Here is a 21,834-nt window from a genome sequence, read left to right on the forward strand (position 1 = left end):
TAAGCGCCGAACCATCGTTTGACCGACGGTTCGGCCCGACTGACCAACGGTGATTACTGGATGCCCGCCGCCGCGGGCAATGACGACAACAGGTAGTAGAAGGAGCAGACATTATGACCAAGGCGCTCACGGGCGTTCGCATTCTCGATTTCACCCACGTCCAGTCGGGCCCGACCTGCACGCAGTTGCTGGCCTGGTTCGGCGCCGACGTGATCAAGGTCGAGCGCCCCGGCGTCGGCGACATCACGCGCGGCCAGCTTCAGGACATCCCGAACGTGGACAGCCTGTATTTCACCATGCTGAACCACAACAAGCGCTCGATCACGCTCGACACCAAGAACCCGAAGGGCAAGGAGGTGTTGACCGCGCTGATCAAGAAGTGCGACGTGCTGGTCGAGAACTTCGGCCCCGGCGTGCTCGACCGCATGGGCTTCTCCTGGGAGAAGATCCAGAGCATCAACCCGAAGATGATCGTCGCCTCGATCAAGGGTTTCGGCCCCGGCCCGTATGAGGACTGCAAGGTCTACGAGAACGTCGCGCAGTGCACCGGCGGCGCCGCCTCCACCACCGGCTTCCGCGACGGCCTGCCGCTCGTGACCGGCGCGCAGATCGGCGACAGCGGCACCGGCTTGCATCTCGCGCTCGGCATCGTCACCGCGCTCTATCACCGCACCCATAGCGGCAAGGGCCAGCGCGTCACCGCGGCGATGCAGGACGGTGTCTTGAACCTGTCGCGCGTCAAGCTGCGCGATCAGCAGCGCCTCGCCCACGGCCCGCTGAAGGAATACAGCCAGTTCGGCGAAGGCATCCCGTTCGGCGACGCCGTGCCGCGCGCCGGCAACGATTCCGGCGGCGGCCAGCCGGGCCGCATCCTGAAGTGCAAGGGCTGGGAGACCGATCCGAACGCCTACATCTACTTCATCACCCAGGCCCCGGTCTGGGAGAAGATCTGCGACGTGATCGGCGAGCCGACCTGGAAGACCGATCCGAACTACGCCAAGCCGGCCGCCCGCCTGCCGCGGCTGAACGAGATCTTCGCCCGCATCGAGCAGTGGACGATGACCAAGACCAAGTTCGAGGCGATGGAGATCCTCAACAAGGACGACATCCCCTGCGGTCCGATCCTGTCGATGAAGGAGCTGGCGGAAGATCAGTCGCTGCGTGCGACCGGCACCGTGGTCGAGGTCGATCATCCGGCCCGAGGCAAGTATCTCTCGGTCGGTAACCCGATCAAGCTGTCGGACTCACCGAGCGACGTGAAGCGCTCCCCGCTGCTCGGCGAGCACACCGACGAAATCCTGCGCGAGGTGCTCGGCTTCTCCGATCACCAAGTTGCCGAGATCCACGATTCCGGCGCGCTCGATCCACCGCAGAAGCAGGCGGCGGAGTAAGCCTCGCACTCAAGCAACACCACGAATGGCCGCGGGCAACCGCGGCCATTTTGTTTGGAGCAAGAAGCTCCATCCGTTCGGCGGCGGCTCCACCTTTTTGAGCTAACGCGCGATGAGATCGGGTCGAATCCTAATCGCGCTTTGGCTCTTTGTTTGAGCATGATCTGTTCGGAAAACCGCTCCACACTTTTTCCGGATGATGCTCTCACGTTTGCAATTTGCGCACGGACCGTCCGTGACGGGTGCGCAGAAATCCCAGAAACCGATCGGCAGCGGTCTCATCATCGTGATCGACGGCAAGATGTGGAGAATCTCACATCAGGCAGTGGCATCAGAGCGTATTCTTCCGGATGCGATTGAAAGTTCGGTTATTGACGGGAGGATACCATGAAGAAGGTCATTCTTGTTTCGATCGCAGTTGCGTCTCTCTCTACGGCGGCACTCGCCGATGCACGCACCGCAGTACACCAGGCGCATCATCGCCATCTCGTGATGAGTACCGGCGTCAATCCTGTTCTGCTCAACGCCAATGCCAGCCTCAACGGCGACGGCAGTGACCACGCGATGCATATGCGGAACCTTCGCGATTCCGGCTACAACCCGAAGAACGACTTTGACTCTGACGGCAATGTGTCGGTCGCCAATTAACGGCGCACGGGAGGGCATGGGGAGCCCTCCCTCAAACCAAGCTCGAACTGGTTCATGCCCGCTCAAGGTCGGAAGGTGACATCGTTCAGCCTCACCGCGACGTCCTCCTTGAACTCTTTGCGATGGGCGCATCGGCGAATTGACTTAAGTACCGGCGCCTCGGCCATCGAGCCTGGCTTGCACAGCGGCGCCAGCGCGGCGACGGCCGGCCCGGCGGCTTTTAAGTCGAACCACGCCTTGCTTGCACGTCCGCCTCGAGTCACCCGAATGTTAACATTCGCGAGCGAGCCGGCGTCGGAGTCAAGCGATGCTCGCCGGGCCGTGAGCTGGTGGCTCTTGCCGGGGCGAGGTGGTAGCGTGTGGCCGCATCCAAGATGACCCGCTGCCGGCGGGTTTTTCTTTTGCCCAGCGAGGAGGCAACGTGTGACGGCCGAGCCCAACTCATCTCCCGCGCCGGCCCGGATCCCTGCGGGAGTCTGGGCGCTGGGCTTCGTATCCATGCTGATGGACATCTCGTCGGAGATGATCCACGCGCTGCTGCCGGTCTATCTCGTCACCGTGCTCGGCACCTCGATGGTGACGGTCGGGTTCATCGAGGGCATCGCGGAAGCGACCGCCTCGATCACGAAGATATTCTCAGGAGCGTTGTCCGACTGGCTCGGCAAACGCAAGCTGCTTGCGGCAATCGGCTACGGAATCGCCGCCTTCACCAAGCCGGTGTTTCCGTTGGCGCCGACCGTCGGCTGGCTGATTGCCGCCCGCTTCATCGATCGCGTCGGCAAGGGCATCCGCGGCGCGCCACGCGACGCGCTCGTCGCCGATATCGCGCCTGCCGCATTGCGCGGCGCAAGCTTTGGACTTCGGCAATCGCTCGACACGATCGGCGCTTTCGTCGGCCCCCTGCTCGCCATCGCGCTGATGTGGGCCAGCGCGGACAACTTCCGCGCAGTGTTCTGGCTTGCCGTCATTCCGGCCTTCCTCTCACTCGCCTTGATCGTGCTGGCCGTCGAAGAGCCGAAGCGTCACGTCGACGAACGGCAAGCGAAGAATCCGCTCAGCCTCGCCGCCGTCAAGCATCTCGGCAAACCCTATTGGCGGGTGGTCGGGATCGGCGTCGTATTCACCCTCGCCCGCTTCAGCGAAGCGTTCCTGATCCTGCGCGCACAAAATGTCGGACTCGGCGCGATGTGGGTCCCCGCAGTGCTGGTGCTGATGAACATCGTCTATGCGCTATCGGCCTATCCCGCCGGCGTGCTGTCCGACCGGATCAATCGCACCGGCCTGCTCACCATCGGCCTCGTATGCCTCGCCGCTGCCGATCTCGCGCTCGCCACCCTCGCGAATCTTGGCGGGCTGGCACTCGGCGTCATCCTTTGGGGCCTGCACATGGGACTGACACAAGGCCTGTTCGCAACGCTGATCGCTGATACCTCGCCGGCCACGCTGCGTGGCACCGCCTACGGCTATTTCAACCTGTTGTGCGGCATCGCAATGCTGTGCTCGAGCGTCATCGCGGGCGCGCTCTGGGACGCATTCGGGCCCGCGGCCACGTTCCTGAGCGGCCTTGCCTTTGCCCTGTTGTCGCTCGGCGGACTGCTTGCCATCGACCCCATCGTCGAGCCGGCGAACGGCCGGGAACGTTGAGGAGTTGCCACGCACCCGGAGCCGCGTCCCAGGGCATCGCAGCCGAGTTCCCACGGCCGTGGAACAATCTGGGATGCCAATCGGGTCATTTTTGCTGCAATGCACAGTGACCCATGCTGCTATGCAAACAAGTCCGTTGTGCCTGGCATCTGGTATACCTAGATTGCCCCCAGACGATGAGCCGGCACGTTGCTGGCCTCCAGATAAAGGGGACATCAATGTCCAAGACCACCGCTATTGCGCTCGCACCGTCCACGACCCTGCTCGGCCGCCTGTTGGCCACGATCGACCGTCTCCTAATGAAGAGCGCGGAGATTTCCAACCGGAACGGCGATCTGCCGCGCTTCGGCCTGTAAGGCGCAGAGGCTCCAGCGTCCGCGATCGAAACGGCTTCCTCGCGGGACCAGAACCGACATCGAAGAATTCGTGCAATGGCCCCGATCTCCGGGGCCATTTTTGTTGCGCTGAGCCAATCCATCCACTGCGACCACGCGCAACGCTGCGGCATAAGCGCACGCTGCCGCTGCGACCGCTTGAACCTTGGCATATCGAATACCAAGATGCTCGCGGCGCGCCGAGAGCACAATCACGACAAGCGCGTTGGGAGGATCAATGTCGGAAATGGCTCAGGCAACTGCGGCCCCAGCGGCCGCGCGCGTCAGCGACACCTATCGGTGGACACAACTTGCGATCGGCGTCGCCGCAATGGTGATGATCGCAAACTATCAGTACGGGTGGACATTCTTCGTGCCCGACATCCAGAACAAATTCGGATGGGATCGCGCCTCGATCCAGTGGGCCTTCACCCTGTTCGTGCTGTTCGAGACCTGGCTGGTGCCGGTTGAAGGCTGGTTCGTCGACAAATACGGTCCGCGCATTGTCGTGCTCGTCGGCGGCATATTGTGCGCGCTCGGCTGGGCGATCAACGCGCAGGCGACCACGCTCAACGGCTACTATCTCGGCATGATCATTGCGGGCATTGGCGCCGGCGGCGTCTACGGCACCTGCGTCGGCAATGCGCTGAAATGGTTTCCCGACAAGCGGGGCCTTGCGGCCGGCATCACCGCGGCAGGCTTCGGCGCCGGTTCGGCGCTGACGGTCGCGCCGATCCAGGCGATGATCAAGGACTCCGGCTTCCAGACCACCTTCCTCTATTTCGGTCTGGGCCAAGGCATCATCATCGTGCTGCTCGCCTTCTTCCTGCTCGCGCCGAAGGCCGGACAGGTGCCGCAGGTGGTGCAGAACGCCAACCTGGTGCAGACCCGCCGCAACTATCAGCCGACCGAAGTGCTGCGGCAGCCGATCTTCTGGCTGATGTACTTCATGTTCGTGATCGTCGGCGCCGGCGGCCTGATGGTGACGGCGAATCTGAAACCGATCGCGGTGGACTGGAAGGTCGACAACATTCCGGTGACCCTGGTCGGCATGACCATGACCGCCGTGACCTTCGCAGCCACCATCGATCGAATCCTCAACGGCCTGACGCGCCCGTTCTTCGGCTGGATCTCCGACATGATCGGCCGCGAGAACACGATGTTCCTCGCCTTCGGCATGGAAGGCATCGGCATCTGGATGCTCTACCTCTGGGGACACGACCCGGTCTGGTTTGTGCTGCTCTCCGGCTTCGTGTTCTTCGCCTGGGGCGAGATCTACTCGCTGTTCCCCTCGACCTGTACCGACACGTTCGGGGCGAAGTTCGCCACCACCAATGCAGGCCTGCTCTACACGGCAAAGGGCACCGCGGCGCTGCTGGTGCCGATCGCCAATTACATGCAGCAGTCGTCGGGCCATTGGGACAACGTGTTCGTCATCGCGGCCGGCGCCAACATTCTCGCATCCATCCTCGCGATCGCGGTGCTCAAGTCCTGGCGCAAGGTCGTGGTGGCGAAGTCGACAGCGTAAGCGTCTGCCGCACATCCAACTCCGCGAAACGCCCGGCCCGACGCCGGGCGTTTTCATTTGCAGAGGGATCAACAAGCGCGGAAATCAGGCCCGCCTTGCATGCCAATTTTGCTGCGGCGCACCCTAAGGATAAGCTTGCTTTCTGGGATATAGTATACCAACATCCGCCGATGCCTTGTGACAATAAGCCACAAGGATTGCGACACTCGGTCACAAGAACTAGAGCGCGCTCGGGAGGACTTGATGGTTTCCAGCAATACGGCTGTCACGCAAGCACAACCTTCGTCCAGTGGCTTTCGCTGGCTGCAGCTCATCATGGGCATCGTCTGCATGGCGATGATCGCGAACCTGCAGTACGGCTGGACGCTGTTCGTCGATCCGATCGACGGCGCCCATCACTGGGGCCGCGCGTCGATCCAGCTCGCCTTCACCATCTTCGTGGTGACCGAGACGTGGCTGGTGCCGATCGAAGCCTGGTTCGTCGACAAATACGGCCCGCGTCTCGTCATCATGTTCGGCGGCATTATGATCGCGTCGGCATGGGTGCTCAATTCCTACGCCAATTCGCTCACCCTGCTCTACGTCGCCGCCGTGTTCGGCGGCATCGGCGCGGGCTCGGTCTACGGCACCTGCGTCGGCAACGCGCTGAAGTGGTTTCCCGATCGCCGCGGCCTCGCCGCGGGCGCGACGGCCGCCGGCTTCGGCGCGGGCGCTGCGCTCACCGTGGTGCCGATCGCCAAGATGATCGCCGCGAGCGGCTACCAATCCGCATTCTTCAATTTCGGCATTGGGCAAGGCCTGATCGTATTCGTGCTGGCCTTCTTCATCCGCCCGCCTTCTGTCGCGATCCCGCCGAAGAAGAAGCAACTCAACCTGCCGCAGACCAAGATCGACTTCACGCCGCCGCAGGTGCTGCGCAGCCCGATCTTCTGGGTCATGTATCTGGTGTTCGTGATGGTCGCCGCCGGCGGCCTGATGGCGGCGGCACAGATCGCGCCGATCGCGCACGACTACAAGATCGCCACCACTCCGGTCACCCTCGCCGGCTTCCAGATGGCGGCATTGACCTTCGCGATCTCGCTCGACCGCATCTTCGACGGCTTCGGACGTCCGTTCTTCGGCTGGGTCTCCGACAATATCGGCCGCGAGCACACGATGTTCATCGCCTTCGGCACCGGCGCGCTGATGCTGCTGACGCTCTCGACTTGGGGCCACCATCCGCTGGTGTTCGTGCTGGCGACCGCGGTTTACTTCGGCGTGTTCGGCGAGATCTACTCGCTGTTTCCCGCGACCTGCGGCGACACCTTCGGCGCGAAGTTCGCAACCACCAACAACGGCATGCTCTACACGGCGAAGGGCACGGCATCGCTGCTGGTGCCGGCCGCCAGCATCGTCGCCACCAACTTTGGCTGGCATGCTGTGTTCGTGATTGCGGTTGCGCTGAATGCCACCGCCGCATTAATGGCCGTGTTCGTCATCAAGCCGCTGCGGCGCGCCTTCATCCATGGCAACGAGGCCGCCGCCGAGGCCGCGACGGCGGCCACCGCCAAGACGGCCTGATCCCGCATTGCCGGCTCAATCGTTGGAGGCGCACTTCGGTGCGCCTCTTTCTTTTTGCCCGACCTCCTAGGTATACCAGATACAAGGTGGCGATCTGATATGCTGCTTGCTTGTAAGCTGGCCCATGGCGATCACCGACAAACGTCAGAAAGCCTGCCTAATCACTGCGAATCTTCGTCGTGGAATCCTGTGAGACTGTGTTGACAAGTGGCATTATGTATACCAGACTCGCGCCGTTGATGACCCAAAGGAGGTTGCCATGCAAGTCGGAGATATCCTGCGCAAGAAAACCGCCCGCGTTGCAACGGTTCGCATGAACGAGACCGTGGCGATCGCCGCGCAACTGATGCGGGCCAGCAATATCAGCGCGCTCGTGGTGAAGGATGTCGTCCGCACCGAGGGCAACACCGCCGTCGGCATGTTTACCGAGCGCGACGTGGTGCGCGCGATCGCCACTCACGGCGCGGCGGGTGCCGGCATGCGCGTATCGCAATTCGTCGCCGTGCAGCAGCTCGTGTCCTGCAACTCGACGGATACGCTCGATCACGTCCGTCATCTCATGAACAAGCACCACATCCGCCACGTGCCGGTGATCGACAATTACAGCCTGATCGGCGTCGTCAGCATGCGCGACATCTCGGCCGCGTTCGACGAGCAAGCGACCACCTCGGTGCGTCAGGCCGTGCCGGCCTGAGATCATCACGTTCAGCGCATGTTACGCTGAACGCAGTATGATCGCGATCGATCGCTCGCGCTGGCGGAGACGCATCGACAGCGGCGTCTGCGCTCGTGCGCGAGCCTTCCATTTCCGCATGGGCGCGCCGCCCCTGCCCGGTAGACATTTGCCTGATACGACTGCATCCTGCCGCTCGACATCCATAACAACCGTGCGCGGCCGTCCGCGCCACGGAAAATTCCAGTGGAAACGAGGGCAGAATGATCACGACACGCTTCACCGAGATGTTCGGCGTCGAGCACCCGATCGTGCAGGGCGGCATGCAGTGGGTCGGGCGCGCGGAACTGGTAGCGGCCGTCGCCAATGCCGGCGCGCTCGGCATGATCACGGCGCTGACCCAGCCGACGCCGGACGACCTGCGCAAGGAAATCGCGCGCTGCCGCGAGATGACCGACAAGCCGTTCGGCGTGAACCTCACCATCCTCCCCGCGATCAAGCCGCCGCCTTACGCCGAATACCGCCAGGCGATCATCGAGAGCGGTATCAAGATCGTCGAGACCGCCGGCAACAAGCCGCAGGAGCATGTCGACGAATTCAAGAAGCACGGCGTCAAGGTGCTGCACAAATGCACCAGCGTGCGCCACGCGTTGTCCGCCGAGCGCATGGGCGTCGATGCGATCTCGATCGACGGCTTTGAATGCGCGGGCCATCCTGGCGAGGACGATACCCCCGGCCTGATCCTGATCCCGGCCGCCGCCGACAAGGTGAAGATCCCGATGATCGCCTCTGGCGGCTTCGGCGACGCCCGCGGCCTGGTCGCCGCCCTCGCGCTCGGCGCCGACGGCATCAACATGGGCACGCGCTTCATGTGCACCAAGGAGAGCCCGATCCATCAGCTCGTGAAGGAGCGCATCGTCGCCAATGACGAACGCGAGACCGAGCTGATCTTCCGCACCATGCGCAACACCTCGCGCGTCGCCAAGAACGCGATCTCGACCAAGGTGGTGCAGATGGAGAAGGAAGGCGCCAAGTTCGAGGATGTTCGCGAGCTCGTCGCCGGCGCCCGCGGCAAGATGGTTTACGCGACAGGCGATGCCGACGAGGGCATCTGGTCGGCCGGTCAGGTGCAGGGCCTGATCCACGACATCCCGTCCTGCGCCGAGCTCATCTCGCGCATCGTGCGCGAGGCGGAGGCGATCATCGCTGAAAGGCTCGAGGCTATGATGTCCGGAGGCAAGCGCCAGGCCGCGGAGTAGGAAATAGAAAGGGTGATGCTCGGCCCCTGTGATCCGTCACCCTGAGAGGCTGTGAATTTATGTGGCCGTCATTGCGAGGAGCGATAGCGACGAAGCAATCATGCTTCCGCGTATGCCGTACGATGGATTGCTTCGCTTCGCTCGCAATGACGGCGTGGAGCAGTGCGCCTGTTCACCCTTGAGGAGGCCGTGAAGCGGCCGTCTCGAAGGGCGAACGGCCACCAGCCGGGCCGCCACCCTTCGAGGCTCGCCCAGCGGCGCAAGTGCGCCGCAAGGCTCGCACCTCAGCGTGACGGAGCGGCTATTCGCGTCAGACGACACAAACGAGAGCAAGCCCATGAAAGCCTATGTGTACGGTGCCAACGGCCCCGAAATCACCGACGTCGCCAAGCCCACACCGAAGGGCACGCAGGTGCTGGTCAAGGTCCACGCCTGTGGCCTCAACCGCGCCGATCTCGGCATGACCAAGGGCCACGCCCATGGCGCGGCCGGCGGCGTCGGCACCGTGCTCGGCATGGAATGGGCCGGCGAGATTGCCGAGCTCGGCCCCGATGCGAAGGGCGTCAAAGTCGGCGACAGGATCATGGGCTCTGGCGGCGCGGCGTTTGCAGAGTACACGCTGGCCGATCACGGCCGACTGTTCCGCGCGCCGTCGAACATGAATTTCGACGAGGCCGCCACCCTCCCCGTCGCCCTTGCCACCATGCACAACGCCGTCGTCACCAACGGCGCGCTGCAACCGGGTCAGACCGTGCTGATCCAGGGCGCGAGCTCCGGTGTCGGGCTGATGGCGATGCAGATCGCCAAGCTGAAGGGCGCCAAGCTCGTGGTGGGATCATCGACCGATGCAATGCGCCGCGGGCGGCTGAAGGAGTTCGGCGCCGATCTCGCCGTAGACTCCAAGGATCCCGGCTGGGTCGATCAGGTGTTGCAGGCCACAGGCGGTGAAGGCGTCGATTTGATCGTCGATCAGGTCTCCGGGCCGGTCGCGAACCAGAATCTCAAGGCGACCAAGGTCAAGGGCCGCATCGTCAATGTCGGCCGGCTCGGCGGCACCCACGCCGACTTCAACTTCGACCTGCATGCGGCGCGCCGCATTCACTATATCGGCGTCACCTTCCGCACCCGCACCATCGAGGAGATCCGCGAGATCTTCGAGGAGGTCCGGAAGGACATCTGGCCCGCGGTGGAACAACGCAAGCTGCAGCTTCCGATCGACAAGGTCTACAAGTTCGCCGACATCGGCAACGCATTCGCGCACATGGAAGCGAACAAGCACCTCGGCAAGATCGTGGTGACGCTGTAGCGGCGTTTGCGCGGATGAGCATGTCGGGCGGATCATGCTGCGATCATCCGCCCCGAGCGCCAGCCAGGAGGGTTGCACTCTCGCTCTTTCGGCGGCGACGTTCAGCCGACCGGTCCGGGGGTCCAATAGTCTCCCGAAAGCGGAATAACTCTTACGTCCTTAATGACTCCGAGCTGCAGGCTTGGATCGAAATGGCGCATCGTCCGCTCATTGAGGTCAATGATGCGCCCAGGCGTGAGCGGCCCCACGTCATTGATCTTGACAATGACCTTCTTGCCCACAGCCTCAACGAGGGCAAATTTCGGCTTCGCGCCAAATTGCACGCCACCGAATTTCTGACGCAAGCTCGTCTTGATGGCGGCCGCCCAGCCAGAGGGATCATAGCGCTCGCCCGAGGCCGTGCTCGGACCGCCCTCCCGCCATCCGGGCCGGAACGGATTGTACATGGATGCTGCGCCGACGATCGCATTCCCGGAAGCGGCAATGACGGCTGCGGCTGAATGAACCGTACTGGTTTCACTTCGCGCAACTGTAACAGACATGGCAAGCGCAATCACGGCGCCGCAAATTGCGGCGCTCGAGCCGAATAGCATCAGGACTCCTTGACTGATTTCTTTGATCGTTCGGTTCCCGATGCCGCAAAAGCATGGTCAAACGAACGCGGAGGCGTTTTAGGAACTCGTTTCAATCTTCTTGCGGACTCGTTCCCAGCGATGGAACTGTTGTGGGAACCGGGGAGGGTTTCTCACGCAGTGTTTTAGTTGTCACCGACTAAGACAGAGATTGCGTCAGCAACATGACTGAACACGGTTCCTTCGACTGCGGGTGAGGAGCAGCAAGCGCTCATCGGCGCGGCGATCGCGCACATGCAAGCGAACAAGCAACTCGGCAAAATGTGGTGACGCTGCAGCGGACATCACGTCGCGCAGCGGGCAACGGACGCAGCGCGCAGGATGGCTAGAGCCAACGGGTCCGCGCAGCGCGCGGCCCGATGATAAACTCAGCGAAACCCATCATCTCACGACGCGGACAAAACTTGATGGGTTTCGCTTCGCTCTACCCATTCTACGAAGCCATGACTACGAGGCGATGGCGGACAAGTCGCTCGACCCGTCCTGCGATGCTACACGTTCGCCGACCTCGGCACGGCGTCCGCGCACATGGAAGCGAACAAGCACCATGCAGCCAACAAGCGCGACGGCCGCAAATGATGATCAGCGCGTCTCGCCGGAAAAGGCCTGCCGCAAGGCCGACAGCCTGTCGAGCGCAACTTGCGGCAGCGGGCCTTTCTGAACCGCTGCGAGAGCCTCCTCGAATTGTTGCGGCGTCGCCATGCCAACCAGGATCGTGCCCATGGCCGGATGCGACAGCGCGAACCGCGCGGCGGCTTCGGTCAGACTTGCAGCAAATCCGTCCTCGACCAGCGGCAGCAGTCGACGCGCGCGATCGATGTCGGCATCGTAGCTCATCGCCGAACCGATTGGCTCGGGCGCAGGGCCTGCAATCGGATGACGCTCGGCTGATGCAGACAACGCGCCACCGGCGAGCACGCGGATGCCCACGACGCCGACGCCGGCAGACTTGGTGTGGTCGAACAATCGGCCATAGTCCTGCGCCGGATAGCTCGGTGGCAGATCCTCCCCGGCTGACGGATTGAGCATGTTGTAGACGACCTGCGCGCTGTCGAAGACGCGGGCATCGATCACCTGCCGCAGGGCCACGGTCTCGCCGACGGCCGTCATCCCGAGGAAACGAACCTTCCCCTGGTCACGCAGGCGCGCGAACGCCGGCACCACCTCGTCCAGCACCTGCCGCGTGCTGAGCGTCGCGCCGCCGCCCGCTTCGGTGACCGGATTGTGCAGATGAAAGATGTCGACCTGATCGAGGCGGAGACGAGCGAGGCTACCTTCGAGCGAAACCCTGACGGCATCGGCAACGCGGCCATACTCCCCGGGCTGCAACCGGACCTTGGTGCCGACGACCACATCGGGCGGCTTGAATTGCCGCAAGGCGCGGCCAAGGTTCTGCTCCGACGCGCCATTGCCGTACTGCACCGCGGTGTCGAAATAATTGACTCCGGCGGCGATCGCCCGCGCAACCGTACGCTCCTGGTCGCCGGCATCGCCACGCACCATTAATCCACCCACGGCACCGCAGCCGAAGCCCAGGACCGAGAGCTGCATTCCGGTGCGCCCAAAGACCCGCAATTGCATCGCCGTCCCTCCGAGGGAGTAGACACTGCGCAAGACTGAACGGCTGTTCCTCAACTCTGGAATTTGCCGCCGTGGCCGCGTCAGGCTCGCGGCCTTCGCAGCCTACTGGATCGCCCGGCCCCGTCTACGCCAAGGCTTCGACGGGGCTCGAGTATCAGGCGCATTCAATCGCAATCGCCTCTGGAATACTGGATCCCTGCATTCGCGGGGATGACAACCGAGGGTGTGGCTCGCGGCTCACCCGTAGCGCCTACGCCGGCGGCTGAAAATTTCGCAGCGCGTAGGATGGGTAGAGCGAAGCGAAACCCATCGTCTTTGCCTTGTCGATCGCGCAGTCTGTGTCCCCGTATTCCGCGGGCCGGGCCGAACGCTAATGAGGCGCTGGCCGCTTCTCCGGCTCTCCGCTCTTGTTGCCGGGCAGTCCCTTGATGCGGGCGGAGTCCTGCTCCTGGGTCGTGATATTGCCCTGTTTGGTTGTCGCCGTCGAACCGACCGTTCCCTTTTGCGGTGGCGGCCCGTTCTTGTTGCCGGGCTGGCCTGGAATCCCAGCGCCGGAGTTCTGCCCGCTGGGTGCGGTGGCCGGCGGATAGTTCGATTGCGCCGACGCCGTCACGCCCGACAGAACCAATGCACATGCAACTGCGCCAATGGTAGTGAACTTCATGGCGTTCATCTCCGATTGTGACTTCGTTGGGTTCGAACGTTCACTGCGGGCGCCACGTTCCTGTTTTCGCCTATTTTTAAGCATTGAAAGTGGTCACAAAATTACCCAGCAGTGCGTAGGATGGGTAGAGCGAAGCGAAACCCATCGTCTCACCGCGCTGACAAAACTTGGTTGGTTTTTGCGTCGCTCTACCCATCCATGAGGCAGACCGTGATGGCGCCGGGTGTTGCCCATTCGACACGACGGGCAACTCAGCAAAAACACGTCAATCCCCCGCCTCAAAAGTATTTCGCTTTATCCGAAATGCAACTCGGCATTTGATCCGCTCGTCTCACCCGATCGAGGGGCGCTTCGCGATCGTCACGAGTGTTGCGGTGAGATGCGGTGGACGCGGATTGCGTGACTGACGAGCGCGCATGAGGCGGACGGTGAAATCGTGTGGTCCTGACGCCCCAGTGGCTGGTGTCCTCTTGCAAGGCGCCACGCGTCTTGCACGGGCGGTGACAACAAAGCCCGGTCTCGCCGGGGAGAGCACGTATAAGCCGTAAAACCATCGCGCAGGGAATGCCGGAGTGTCTCCCGCTGAACCTGTATGCTCGTGTGCGTTTCCCTATCCACTTTTGCACACGAGACCGCGGGTGCAGCGCGCACCCGGCATTCCCTGCGCCCTCTTGCTTGGAGGGCGAATGATGAGCAAGCCTCGGGCGACAACGCGCCGCGAGAACGTGAATTCGCATCTCGAAGTGAGCCGGTGAACCTTGCGCCAGACGGTTTCTGAATTCGGACCAATTCGCAACATCTCTGCTGTTGCAACTGAGTGGCGATTGCGCGTCGCGAGTAACACTTGATGTTCACCTGCGCCCTGCTAAACCGCCCGCCATGACAGTCCACGCCCCCAGCACCAAGACATCGGTCGCCGCGATCTCGGTCCTCGCCAGCGGCGGCATGGCCGCGGCGAAATTCGTGGTCGGCGTCGCGATCGGATCGCTCGCGCTGATCTCCGAGGCGCTGCACTCGACGATCGACCTGGTGGCGACCATCATCACCTGGGCCGTGGTGCGGGTGTCGGACCAGCCGGCGGATGCCGAGCATCATTACGGGCACGGCAAGTTCGAGAGTGTCTCCGCACTCGGCATCATCGCCCTGCTCTATGTGCTGGCCGGCGGCATCCTGGTTCAGGCCTACAGCCACCTGCGCGAGGGAGCGCCGCCGCCCACCATCTCGACCATTCCGTTCATCGTTCTCGTGCTCGACATCGCCGTGAACGTGTGGCGCGCCCGCGCGCTGCATCGCGCGGCGCGCGACACCAGGAGCCAGGCGCTTGCCGCCGACGCGCTGCATTTCGCCTCCGACGTGATGGGCTCGACGGCCGTCATCATCGGCCTGGTGCTGGCGGGGCTCGGCTACTGGTGGGGCGATGCCGCTGCCGCGATCGCGGTTGCGGTCATGATCGCCCTGCTCGGGCTCCGGATGGCGCGTGAGACGGTCGAAACCCTGCTCGACCGCGCGCCCGAAGGTGCGCTGGAGCAGGCCACGGCCGCGATCAAGGCGGTGCCCGGCGTCGTCGACGTCGACCGGCTGCGCGTCCGCATGGTCGGGGCGACCCACTTCATCGATGCGATTGCCAAGGTGCCGCGCACCTATCCGATCGACCGCGTCGAGGAGATCAAGCGCCGGGCGCAGGAGGCGGTGACCAAGGCGTTCGGCGACGCCGACCTGACCTTTACCGCGGTCCCGGTCGCACGCGACAATGAGAGCGTGCGCGAGCGCATCATGGTGATCGCGCGCAATTCCGGCCTCGCCATCCACCACGTCACCGTGCACGATCTCGGCGGCAAGCTGATCGTCGGCATCGACCTCGAGGTCGATGGCGAAATGCAGCTCGACGCAGCGCACGCCATCGCCCACGACCTCGAGCGCGCGATCCGCGAAGACTTCGGCGAGGACGTCGAGGTCGATACCCATATCGAGCCGCTCGAGCCGGAATTGCCATGGGGCACCGACGCTTCTCCCGAACGCGTCGAGACCATCAAGGCCGCGCTGAGCCGCTTCGCCGCCGACGGCGGCGCGATCCATGACATCCATAATGTGCGGGTCCGCGACACCGACGCCGGCGAGATCGTCAACTTCCACTGCCGGGCCGCGCCCTCGATGAGCGTGATCAAGGTGCACGACAGCGTCGACGAGATCGAACGCGCGCTGCGCCGCGCGTTCCCGACCATCAAGCGCGTGATCAGTCATGCCGAGCCGCCGCGCGAGTAGTTCTACGGACCCGTTCCCGTTTCGGACTCGTTTTGCGGCCGCCGATTCTCTCTTGGACAAGAATTATTTCGCATTAACGAATCGTTGACTCTCGACAGCTCCGAAAAACTGGATTCAAATCGTCTTGATTCGGATGCAACGTGGGGAGCGTCCGAACCGGGTAAACACCAGCTTAGCGTGGGGGTCTAGGGCATGGCGCGCGCGCATGCAGCGAACGTGTGCGTCCAATCCGATTCGATCAAAGGATTGGCGCAGTCGATCGCAAAACCGGCATATCACAGGCTTCTCACCGCCGAGCCTGCACTGCGCCGCGCTGTCCCTACTCTGATCATCGCCTTCCTGATCACCATCTGCCTCGGCGCCTTCGTGCAGGTGATCGACCAGAACCGCCAGAAGCGCGCAGCGATGAAGCGTGATCTCGCCGCGCTCTCCGACATCCTGGCCGAACGTCTCGACCGCCTCACCTCGGCACGTCACGACCGGCTGAACAACATCGAGCGTCTGCAGGAACTGCTGCCCGACCTGATCCCGTCCTGGGGCATCGCCTTCGGCCGCCACGTCATCATCACTGGAGCCGATCATCGCGTGCTGGCGCGCGTGCCGATCGATGGCCTCGGCGAGAGCGATCGCATCCTCGACGTCATCTCCACCGCGCAGTTGATGGCAGCGCCCGGCCAGCAGGGCGTAGTCAACGACATGACGCTGCCCAACGGCAGCGGTGCACTGGCGATCTCGCGCCTGGTCAAGTCGCTGCCCGGCCAGATCGTGGTGATCCAGGAAATGAACGAGCCGATCTGGGGATCGGACGCGGCGCTCTCGGTGACGCTGTCGGCGACCACGAGCTTCGTGGTGCTGATCCTCGGCTTCGCCTTCCATTGGCAGTCGACCCGCGCCCGCGAGGGCGACCTGATCAACGACGCCGTACGCGGCCGGATCGACACCGCGCTCAATCGCGGCCGCTGCGGACTGTGGGACTGGGATCTGTCGCGGGGCAGGATCTTCTGGTCCCAGTCGATGTTCACCCTGCTCGGGCTCGACTCCCGCAACGACCTGCTCACCTTCGGCGAGGTCAACGCACTGGTGAAGTCCGACGACATCAACCTGTTCGACATCGCCGACCAGCTCATCTCGGGCGAGATCGACCATATCGACCAGAGCTTCCGGATGCAGCATGTCGGCGGCCATTGGATCTGGCTGCGCGTGCGTTGCGAGCTCAGCCAGGCCGCCGCCGACGGCGGTCTGCACCTGATCGGCATTGCCGTCGACATCACCGAACAGAAGAGCCTCGCGGAGAAGAGCGTCGAGGCGGACTTGCGGCTGCGCGATGCGATCGAGACCATCCCGGAGGCCTTTGTGCTGTGGGACGCCGATGATCGCCTGGTGCTCTGCAACTCGCATTTCCAGCGGCTGCACAAGCTGCCGGACTCCGCCGTCACCCCGGGCACCTCCTACGAGACGGTGATCGAGGTCGGCAGCATGCCGGAGGTGCGCAGCCGCCTGCACGAGAGCGGCACGCCGGCGCCCGGCGCGCGTACCTTCGAGGCTCAGCTCGACGACGGCAGTTGGCTGCACATCAGCGAGCGGCGCACCAAGGATGGCGGCTATGTCTCGGTCGGCACCGACATCACCCGCATCAAGGCGCACGAGCAGAAGCTGGTCGACAACGACCTGCGGCTGCGCGCTACGGTGGCCGACCTCAAGCGCTCGCAGTCCGAATTGGAACGGCAGGCCGTCGAGCTCGCCGACCTCGCCGAGAAATACTCGCAGGAAAAGACCCGCGCCGAGGACGCCAATGCCGCGAAGTCGAAATTCCTGGCCAATATGAGCCACGAGCTTCGCACGCCGCTCAATGCCATCATCGGCTTCTCCGAGATCATGGGCAGCGGCCTGTTCGGCGCGCTCGGCTCGGACAAGTATCAGGAATATTGCCACGACATCCTGACATCGGGGAAATACCTGCTCGAAGTCATCAACGATATCCTCGACATGTCGAGGATCGAGGCCGGCCGCATGAAGTTCGACATGGAATCGCTCGATATCTCCGGCATCCTCGCGGAGTCCCTGCGGGTTGTCTCCGGCCGTGCCGAGGACAAGGGGCTGTCCCTGGAATCGAACATCGAAAGCACGATCTCCGTGGTCGCCGACCGCCGCGCGGTCAAGCAGATCATCGTCAACCTGCTCTCCAACGCCGTGAAATTCACGCCCGACAACGGCCGCGTGCTGGTGCGCGGTCAGATGCTGAGCGACTCGATCGTACTGTTGATCGCCGACAGCGGCATCGGCATTGCGCCGGATTCGCTGCGCCGGCTCGGCAAGCCGTTCGAGCAGGTCGAGAGCCAGCTCACCAAGAGCTATCAGGGCTCCGGCCTCGGGCTCGCGATCGCACGCTCGCTCACCAATCTGCACGGCGGCTCGATGCGGCTGCGCTCGAAGCTCGGCGTCGGCACCGTGGTCCGCGTCACGCTGCCCCGCGACCCGCGTACGCTGCAGGCGAAGCTGCCGGAAGCGGCCTAGACTCCGGGTGACTTCGCCAGCACTGCCGCCAGCAGCGCAGGATCGCCGAGCACGGCGAGCGTCTCGCGAGGGGTGAGATGGCGAACCGCCTCGTCAAAGCTTTCACTGGCCTCGATCCGCGCGCGCGCCACCGCAAGGTCGAGATCGATCTCGCCCGGTCCGCCGCGCCTCGCCGGCGGAAGCGTGGAGAGATGACGATGCAGCAATCCGGACTCCTGCCGCAGTACCGCGAGCGCGGGGGCGGATGCGGGCGCGGGCTGCGAGGCCAGTTCGTTGGCGCGAACCAGCACACGAGGCGGCGCCACCTCCTCCGGCGTCATGAACAGCGCCCGGATCTCCGGCTTTGCCGTCCAGGCGCCGATCGGGATCGCAAACAACAGGCCGACGATCACCGGCGACATCCACAACAGCAGCGGAAACGACACCGCATAGGCACTCGCCGCCATCGCGATTCCGCACGCGGTCGGAATGCCATACTTCCGATAGAGCTCCCGCCGCTCGACCTCGCCGTCGTCGCGCCGCTGCGTCTGCCAGCCCGCATCGCGCCCGAGCAGGATTTCGACGACGGCAATCGACTGGAAGACCATCATGACGGGTGCGATCATCGCCGATATCATCAGCTCGGCAATCACGCCTGAGAATGCTCGAAAGCCGCCGCCGAACTGCCGGCGCGCGTCCCGCCTTGTCAGCAACAGGATGAAGCCGAGCAGCTTCGGTATCACCAGAAGCGCCATGGTGAGGCCAAACACCCACGCGGCGAGCACGGGATCCTGGGCCGGCCAGTTCGGGAACAGCGAAAAGCCCTTCGGAAAATACTCCGGGCGAACGAAACGCGCCTGCAACGAGATCAGGATTCCGAGCAGCAGGAACAAAAGCCAGAGCGGCGCGGTGATGTAGGAGCCGATCCCGGTCATGAAGTGCAGTCGCGAAATCCAGTGCAGCCGGCGCGTGGTCAGCAAAGCGAGGTGCTGCAGATTGCCCTGGCACCAGCGCCGGTCGCGCGCGGCAAAGTCCAGCAGCGACGGCGGCACCTCCTCGAAGCTGCCGCCGAGCGTCGGCGCCATGTAGATGCCCCAGCCGGCGCGCCGCATCAGCGCCGCCTCGACGAAATCGTGGCTCAGGATATGTCCGCCGAACGGCTTTGGTCCGGACAGTTCGGGCAGCCCCGCCTGCTCCGCAAACGCCTGAATCCTGATGATGGCATTGTGTCCCCAATAGTTGCCCTCGGAGCCATGCCACCACGCGACGCCGGCGGCGATCATCGGCCCGTACAGGCGGCCGGCGAACTGCTGCAGGCGGCTGAACAGGCTGCGCGCATTGACGATCACCGGCAGCGTCTGGACCAGCGCTGCCCGTGGATGGCTCTCCATGGCATGAACCATCCGCACCATGGTGTCGCCCGACATCAGGCTGTCGGCGTCGAGCACGATCATGAACTGATAGGCGCCGCCGAACCGCGTGATCCACTCGCCGATATTGCCGGACTTCCGCGCCGTGTTGTCGGCCCGGTGCCGGTAGTAGAGCCGCCCCGCGCCGCAGGCGTCGCAGAGTTCGAGGAATGCCCGCTCCTCGGCGATCCAGATATCGGGATCGCGCGTATCGCTCAGCACGAACCAGTCGAAGCTTGCGGCCTGTCCGGCTGCCTCGATGGACTCGTAGATGGCGCGCAAGCGCGCCATCAGTTGATGCGGATTCTCGTTGTAGGTCGGCAGCAGCACCGCGGTCCGGCTCGCGATCGGCGGCAACGGACCATCGCCGCGGATCGGCAAGGCATTGCCCTTGCGTCGAAGCAGAACCCAAAAGCCTGCGAGCGCCGAGGCAAACGAAAAGGCGATCCAGGCGAGCAGCGCGACGAACAGCACCAGCACCATGCCTTCCATGATCGTCACGCCGCCGACTTCGACCACCCGGTACATCTCATAAGCGCCCGCGCCGGTCAGCGCCGCTGTCAGCACCAGCACGAACGCGCGACGCATGACCATGCCCGCGCTGACCGACACCGGCTTCGCGGCGGCGCGCGGCGGCTCGCCAAGATCGGCGGCGGACATCGCGAGCGGGCTCTCCTGCGGAAGGAAGCCGCCGGACACTGTGGCGACGCCGGGATCAGGCGACGTGACTATGGCGCCCATCGATAGACCCAAATCTCCGAAAGCGGCTTGTCGTCCTGGGCGAGATGAGCCCGAAGCTCGATCGGCTCCTTCTTGACGGCACATTGGAAGCTGAGCCGCCATCCACCGGTGTTCGGGTTCGGCTGCGTGACGATGTCAGTGACTTCGGACTTCTCGGCCGTCACAACGCCCTTGACGCTGTTGGGATCGATCCCCTTCAGATTGTCCCCGATCAGGTCGAGCACGAACAGCTTGCTATTCGCGCCGCGGGCGCCGACGCCGCTCCGCGTGAAGCGCGCGAGCGCATGGGGCTTCGGCGCGTCCGGCCCCCAATGCAGGCGATAGGTGAGATTGTTCTCGCTCTTGGCCTTGAGCGGCGCCTTCGGCCGCCAGAAGGCCGCGATATTGTCGTGGATCTCCTCCTTGGTCGGAATCTCGATCAGGGTCACCGCGCCCTCGCCCCAGTCACCGATCGGCTCGACCCACAGGCTTGGGCGTTTCTCGAAGCCCGATTCGATGTCCTGATAGGCGAAGAAATTCTTCTCCCGCTGCATCAGCCCGAACCCGCGCGGATTGACGTCCTGGAACGTGCTGATTTGCAGGTCGCGCGGATTGCTCAGGGGGCGCCAGAGGCTCTCGCCCTTGCCGTTGTAGATCGCAATCCCGTCGGAATCGTGCACCGAGGGTCGAAAATCATCGACCTCATTGCGATCGTTAGGCCCGAAGAAGAACATGCTCGTCATCGGCGCCAGGCCGGCATGATCAAGATCGGCGCGCGGATAGAGCGATGCCTCGACATCGAAGACCGTGGTCTTCCCGGGCCTGATCGTGAAGCGATAGCTTGCCGCGCAGCTCTTGCTGTCGAGCAAGGCGTGAATGACGAGCGAGGTCGCGTTGGGCACGGGCCGCTCGAGCCAGAATGCCTTGAAGTACGGAAACTCCTCGCCCTTTGCCTCACCGGTGTCGATCGACAGACCGCGCGCCGACAGGCCGTAGGTCTCATCCTTGGCGACGGCGCGGAAATAGCTCGCCCCCAGGAAGACACAGACCTCGTCGTAATAGTCCGGCTTGTTGATTGGCGCGTGGATGCGAAATCCGGCGAAGCCGAGATCGGTCTCGGTGAAGGCAGGCACCTTCTCACCGAACGAGAAATCGTCCTTGCTGTAGCGGACTTCACTGACCTTGCCGTCGACGACTTCGAAGATGCTGACCTTGTTCTTGTAGAAAAATCCGCGATGGAAGAACTGCGCCTGGAACGGCAGCTTCTCGCTGCGCCACAGCGCACGCTCGGGCCGAAAGCGGATCGACCGGTATTGATCGTAGGTCAGGTCGTTCAGACCGCCGGGCAACTTCTCGTCGGGCGCTTCGAACGACTTGCTGGCGAGATTGCGGGCAAGGTCTCGCACCATGGAGGGGTTGAAAGGCGCGTCTGACGTGTTCCCTGCGGCTGCGGCCTCTCGCCGCGGCAAGAGCATCAGTGTCGGCAACACGGCCGATCCATGGAGAAGTTGGCGGCGATTCAAGGCATCTCCTGCTCGCTGGGCGGAACGCCGCAATGAAACCGCCGAGCCGTCGCGGAGTTCCATCGCTGCTGCGTGCACGAGAAGATTGCTTGGGACAACGCGGGTGCGGCTCTCTCCAAGTGAGCAGACAAACCGCAACAGCTTCGAGCCCGGTCCGGCGATTGTCT

General features: G+C 63.6%; 16 protein-coding genes. 11 read left to right on the forward strand and 5 right to left on the reverse strand.

From position 1 onward, the window contains the following. The first annotated feature begins 113 nt into the window (after window positions 1-113). The 9 genes from frc (at window position 114) to P6U30_RS24060 (ending at window position 10,383) form a co-directional block, all read left to right on the forward strand. A complete protein-coding gene (gene frc / locus P6U30_RS24020; RefSeq protein WP_407165366.1) occupies window positions 114-1,391 on the forward strand; it encodes a formyl-CoA transferase in 1,278 nt (425 codons plus the stop codon). 387 nt (window positions 1,392-1,778) lie between these two features. Then, window positions 1,779-2,039 carry a hypothetical protein gene (locus P6U30_RS24025; RefSeq protein ID WP_407165367.1) on the forward strand — a complete coding sequence of 87 codons (261 nt, stop codon included), beginning with the start codon at window positions 1,779-1,781 and terminating at the stop codon, window positions 2,037-2,039. A gap of 423 nt (window positions 2,040-2,462) precedes the next feature. After that, window positions 2,463-3,683 (forward strand): MFS transporter, encoded by a 1,221-nt coding sequence (locus P6U30_RS24030; protein ID WP_407165368.1) that lies wholly within the window; start codon window positions 2,463-2,465, stop codon window positions 3,681-3,683. Between the two features lie 218 nt (window positions 3,684-3,901). Then, a complete protein-coding gene (locus P6U30_RS24035; RefSeq protein WP_201456021.1) occupies window positions 3,902-4,039 on the forward strand; it encodes a hypothetical protein in 138 nt (45 codons plus the stop codon). 256 nt (window positions 4,040-4,295) lie between these two features. After that, on the forward strand, window positions 4,296-5,585 hold the full coding sequence (oxlT, locus tag P6U30_RS24040) for an oxalate/formate MFS antiporter (RefSeq protein WP_407165369.1): 1,290 nt from the start codon (window positions 4,296-4,298) through the stop codon (window positions 5,583-5,585). A gap of 243 nt (window positions 5,586-5,828) precedes the next feature. Continuing rightward, on the forward strand, window positions 5,829-7,145 hold the full coding sequence (gene oxlT / locus P6U30_RS24045; RefSeq protein ID WP_407165370.1) for an oxalate/formate MFS antiporter: 1,317 nt from the start codon (window positions 5,829-5,831) through the stop codon (window positions 7,143-7,145). Window positions 7,146-7,404: 259 nt separating this feature from the next. Further along, window positions 7,405-7,839, forward strand: coding sequence for a CBS domain-containing protein (locus P6U30_RS24050; RefSeq protein ID WP_407147274.1), 435 nt, complete (start codon window positions 7,405-7,407; stop codon window positions 7,837-7,839). Between the two features lie 242 nt (window positions 7,840-8,081). Continuing rightward, window positions 8,082-9,077: an NAD(P)H-dependent flavin oxidoreductase gene (locus P6U30_RS24055; protein ID WP_407147275.1), complete on the forward strand. Its 996-nt coding sequence runs from the start codon at window positions 8,082-8,084 to the stop codon at window positions 9,075-9,077. A gap of 337 nt (window positions 9,078-9,414) precedes the next feature. Then, on the forward strand, window positions 9,415-10,383 hold the full coding sequence (locus P6U30_RS24060; protein WP_407165371.1) for a zinc-binding dehydrogenase: 969 nt from the start codon (window positions 9,415-9,417) through the stop codon (window positions 10,381-10,383). A 101-nt stretch (window positions 10,384-10,484) separates the two neighbouring features. Here P6U30_RS24060 and P6U30_RS24065 read toward each other — a convergent pair whose 3' ends face one another. The 3 genes from P6U30_RS24065 to P6U30_RS24075 all read right to left on the reverse strand — a co-directional run bounded on the left by P6U30_RS24065 (window position 10,485) and on the right by P6U30_RS24075 (window position 13,260). Beyond that, window positions 10,485-10,976, reverse strand: coding sequence for a septal ring lytic transglycosylase RlpA family protein (locus P6U30_RS24065; RefSeq protein WP_407147277.1), 492 nt, complete (start codon window positions 10,974-10,976; stop codon window positions 10,485-10,487). A 621-nt stretch (window positions 10,977-11,597) separates the two neighbouring features. Then, a complete protein-coding gene (locus P6U30_RS24070) occupies window positions 11,598-12,596 on the reverse strand; it encodes an aldo/keto reductase (protein WP_407165372.1) in 999 nt (332 codons plus the stop codon). A gap of 370 nt (window positions 12,597-12,966) precedes the next feature. Beyond that, the gene (locus tag P6U30_RS24075) at window positions 12,967-13,260 is read right to left on the reverse strand and encodes a hypothetical protein (RefSeq protein WP_407165373.1); all 294 of its coding nucleotides are present in this window, start codon (window positions 13,258-13,260) and stop codon (window positions 12,967-12,969) included. An 879-nt stretch (window positions 13,261-14,139) separates the two neighbouring features. Here P6U30_RS24075 and P6U30_RS24080 point away from each other — a divergent pair. Both P6U30_RS24080 and P6U30_RS24085 read left to right on the forward strand, forming a co-directional pair. Further along, a complete protein-coding gene (locus P6U30_RS24080; RefSeq protein WP_407165374.1) occupies window positions 14,140-15,522 on the forward strand; it encodes a cation-efflux pump in 1,383 nt (460 codons plus the stop codon). 192 nt (window positions 15,523-15,714) lie between these two features. Then, complete coding sequence (locus P6U30_RS24085) at window positions 15,715-18,036, forward strand: ATP-binding protein (protein ID WP_407165375.1); 2,322 nt, start codon at window positions 15,715-15,717, stop codon at window positions 18,034-18,036. On the opposite strand, the gene mdoH is transcribed toward P6U30_RS24085, so the two are convergent. Both mdoH and P6U30_RS24095 read right to left on the reverse strand, forming a co-directional pair. Then, entirely contained in the window at window positions 18,033-20,165 is a 2,133-nt protein-coding gene (gene mdoH, locus P6U30_RS24090) for a glucans biosynthesis glucosyltransferase MdoH (RefSeq protein WP_407165376.1), read from the reverse strand. The genes P6U30_RS24085 and mdoH overlap by 4 nt on opposite strands. Next, entirely contained in the window at window positions 20,153-21,619 is a 1,467-nt protein-coding gene (locus tag P6U30_RS24095; protein WP_407170529.1) for a glucan biosynthesis protein G, read from the reverse strand. Before P6U30_RS24095 ends, mdoH begins: the two co-directional genes overlap by 13 nt. Window positions 21,620-21,834: the final 215 nt, after the last annotated feature.

The organism is Bradyrhizobium sp. ORS 111, from assembly GCF_045571485.1.
Lineage (GTDB): Bacteria > Pseudomonadota > Alphaproteobacteria > Rhizobiales > Xanthobacteraceae > Bradyrhizobium.

Excerpts from the sequence above, each read along its gene's own strand:
- frc (WP_407165366.1), top strand. The coding sequence starts at position 114 with ATGACCAAGGCGCTCACGGGCGTTCGCATTCTCGATTTCACCCACGTC.
- P6U30_RS24025 (WP_407165367.1), top strand. The coding sequence starts at position 1,779 with ATGAAGAAGGTCATTCTTGTTTCGATCGCAGTTGCGTCTCTCTCTACG.
- P6U30_RS24035 (WP_201456021.1), top strand. The coding sequence starts at position 3,902 with ATGTCCAAGACCACCGCTATTGCGCTCGCACCGTCCACGACCCTGCTC.
- oxlT (WP_407165369.1), top strand. The coding sequence starts at position 4,296 with ATGTCGGAAATGGCTCAGGCAACTGCGGCCCCAGCGGCCGCGCGCGTC.
- oxlT (WP_407165370.1), top strand. The coding sequence starts at position 5,829 with ATGGTTTCCAGCAATACGGCTGTCACGCAAGCACAACCTTCGTCCAGT.
- P6U30_RS24050 (WP_407147274.1), top strand. The coding sequence starts at position 7,405 with ATGCAAGTCGGAGATATCCTGCGCAAGAAAACCGCCCGCGTTGCAACG.
- P6U30_RS24055 (WP_407147275.1), top strand. The coding sequence starts at position 8,082 with ATGATCACGACACGCTTCACCGAGATGTTCGGCGTCGAGCACCCGATC.
- P6U30_RS24060 (WP_407165371.1), top strand. The coding sequence starts at position 9,415 with ATGAAAGCCTATGTGTACGGTGCCAACGGCCCCGAAATCACCGACGTC.
- P6U30_RS24065 (WP_407147277.1), bottom strand. The coding sequence starts at position 10,976 with ATGCTATTCGGCTCGAGCGCCGCAATTTGCGGCGCCGTGATTGCGCTT.
- P6U30_RS24070 (WP_407165372.1), bottom strand. The coding sequence starts at position 12,596 with ATGCAATTGCGGGTCTTTGGGCGCACCGGAATGCAGCTCTCGGTCCTG.
- P6U30_RS24075 (WP_407165373.1), bottom strand. The coding sequence starts at position 13,260 with ATGAAGTTCACTACCATTGGCGCAGTTGCATGTGCATTGGTTCTGTCG.
- P6U30_RS24080 (WP_407165374.1), top strand. The coding sequence starts at position 14,140 with ATGACAGTCCACGCCCCCAGCACCAAGACATCGGTCGCCGCGATCTCG.
- P6U30_RS24085 (WP_407165375.1), top strand. The coding sequence starts at position 15,715 with ATGGCGCGCGCGCATGCAGCGAACGTGTGCGTCCAATCCGATTCGATC.
- mdoH (WP_407165376.1), bottom strand. The coding sequence starts at position 20,165 with ATGGGCGCCATAGTCACGTCGCCTGATCCCGGCGTCGCCACAGTGTCC.
- P6U30_RS24095 (WP_407170529.1), bottom strand. The coding sequence starts at position 21,619 with ATGCTCTTGCCGCGGCGAGAGGCCGCAGCCGCAGGGAACACGTCAGAC.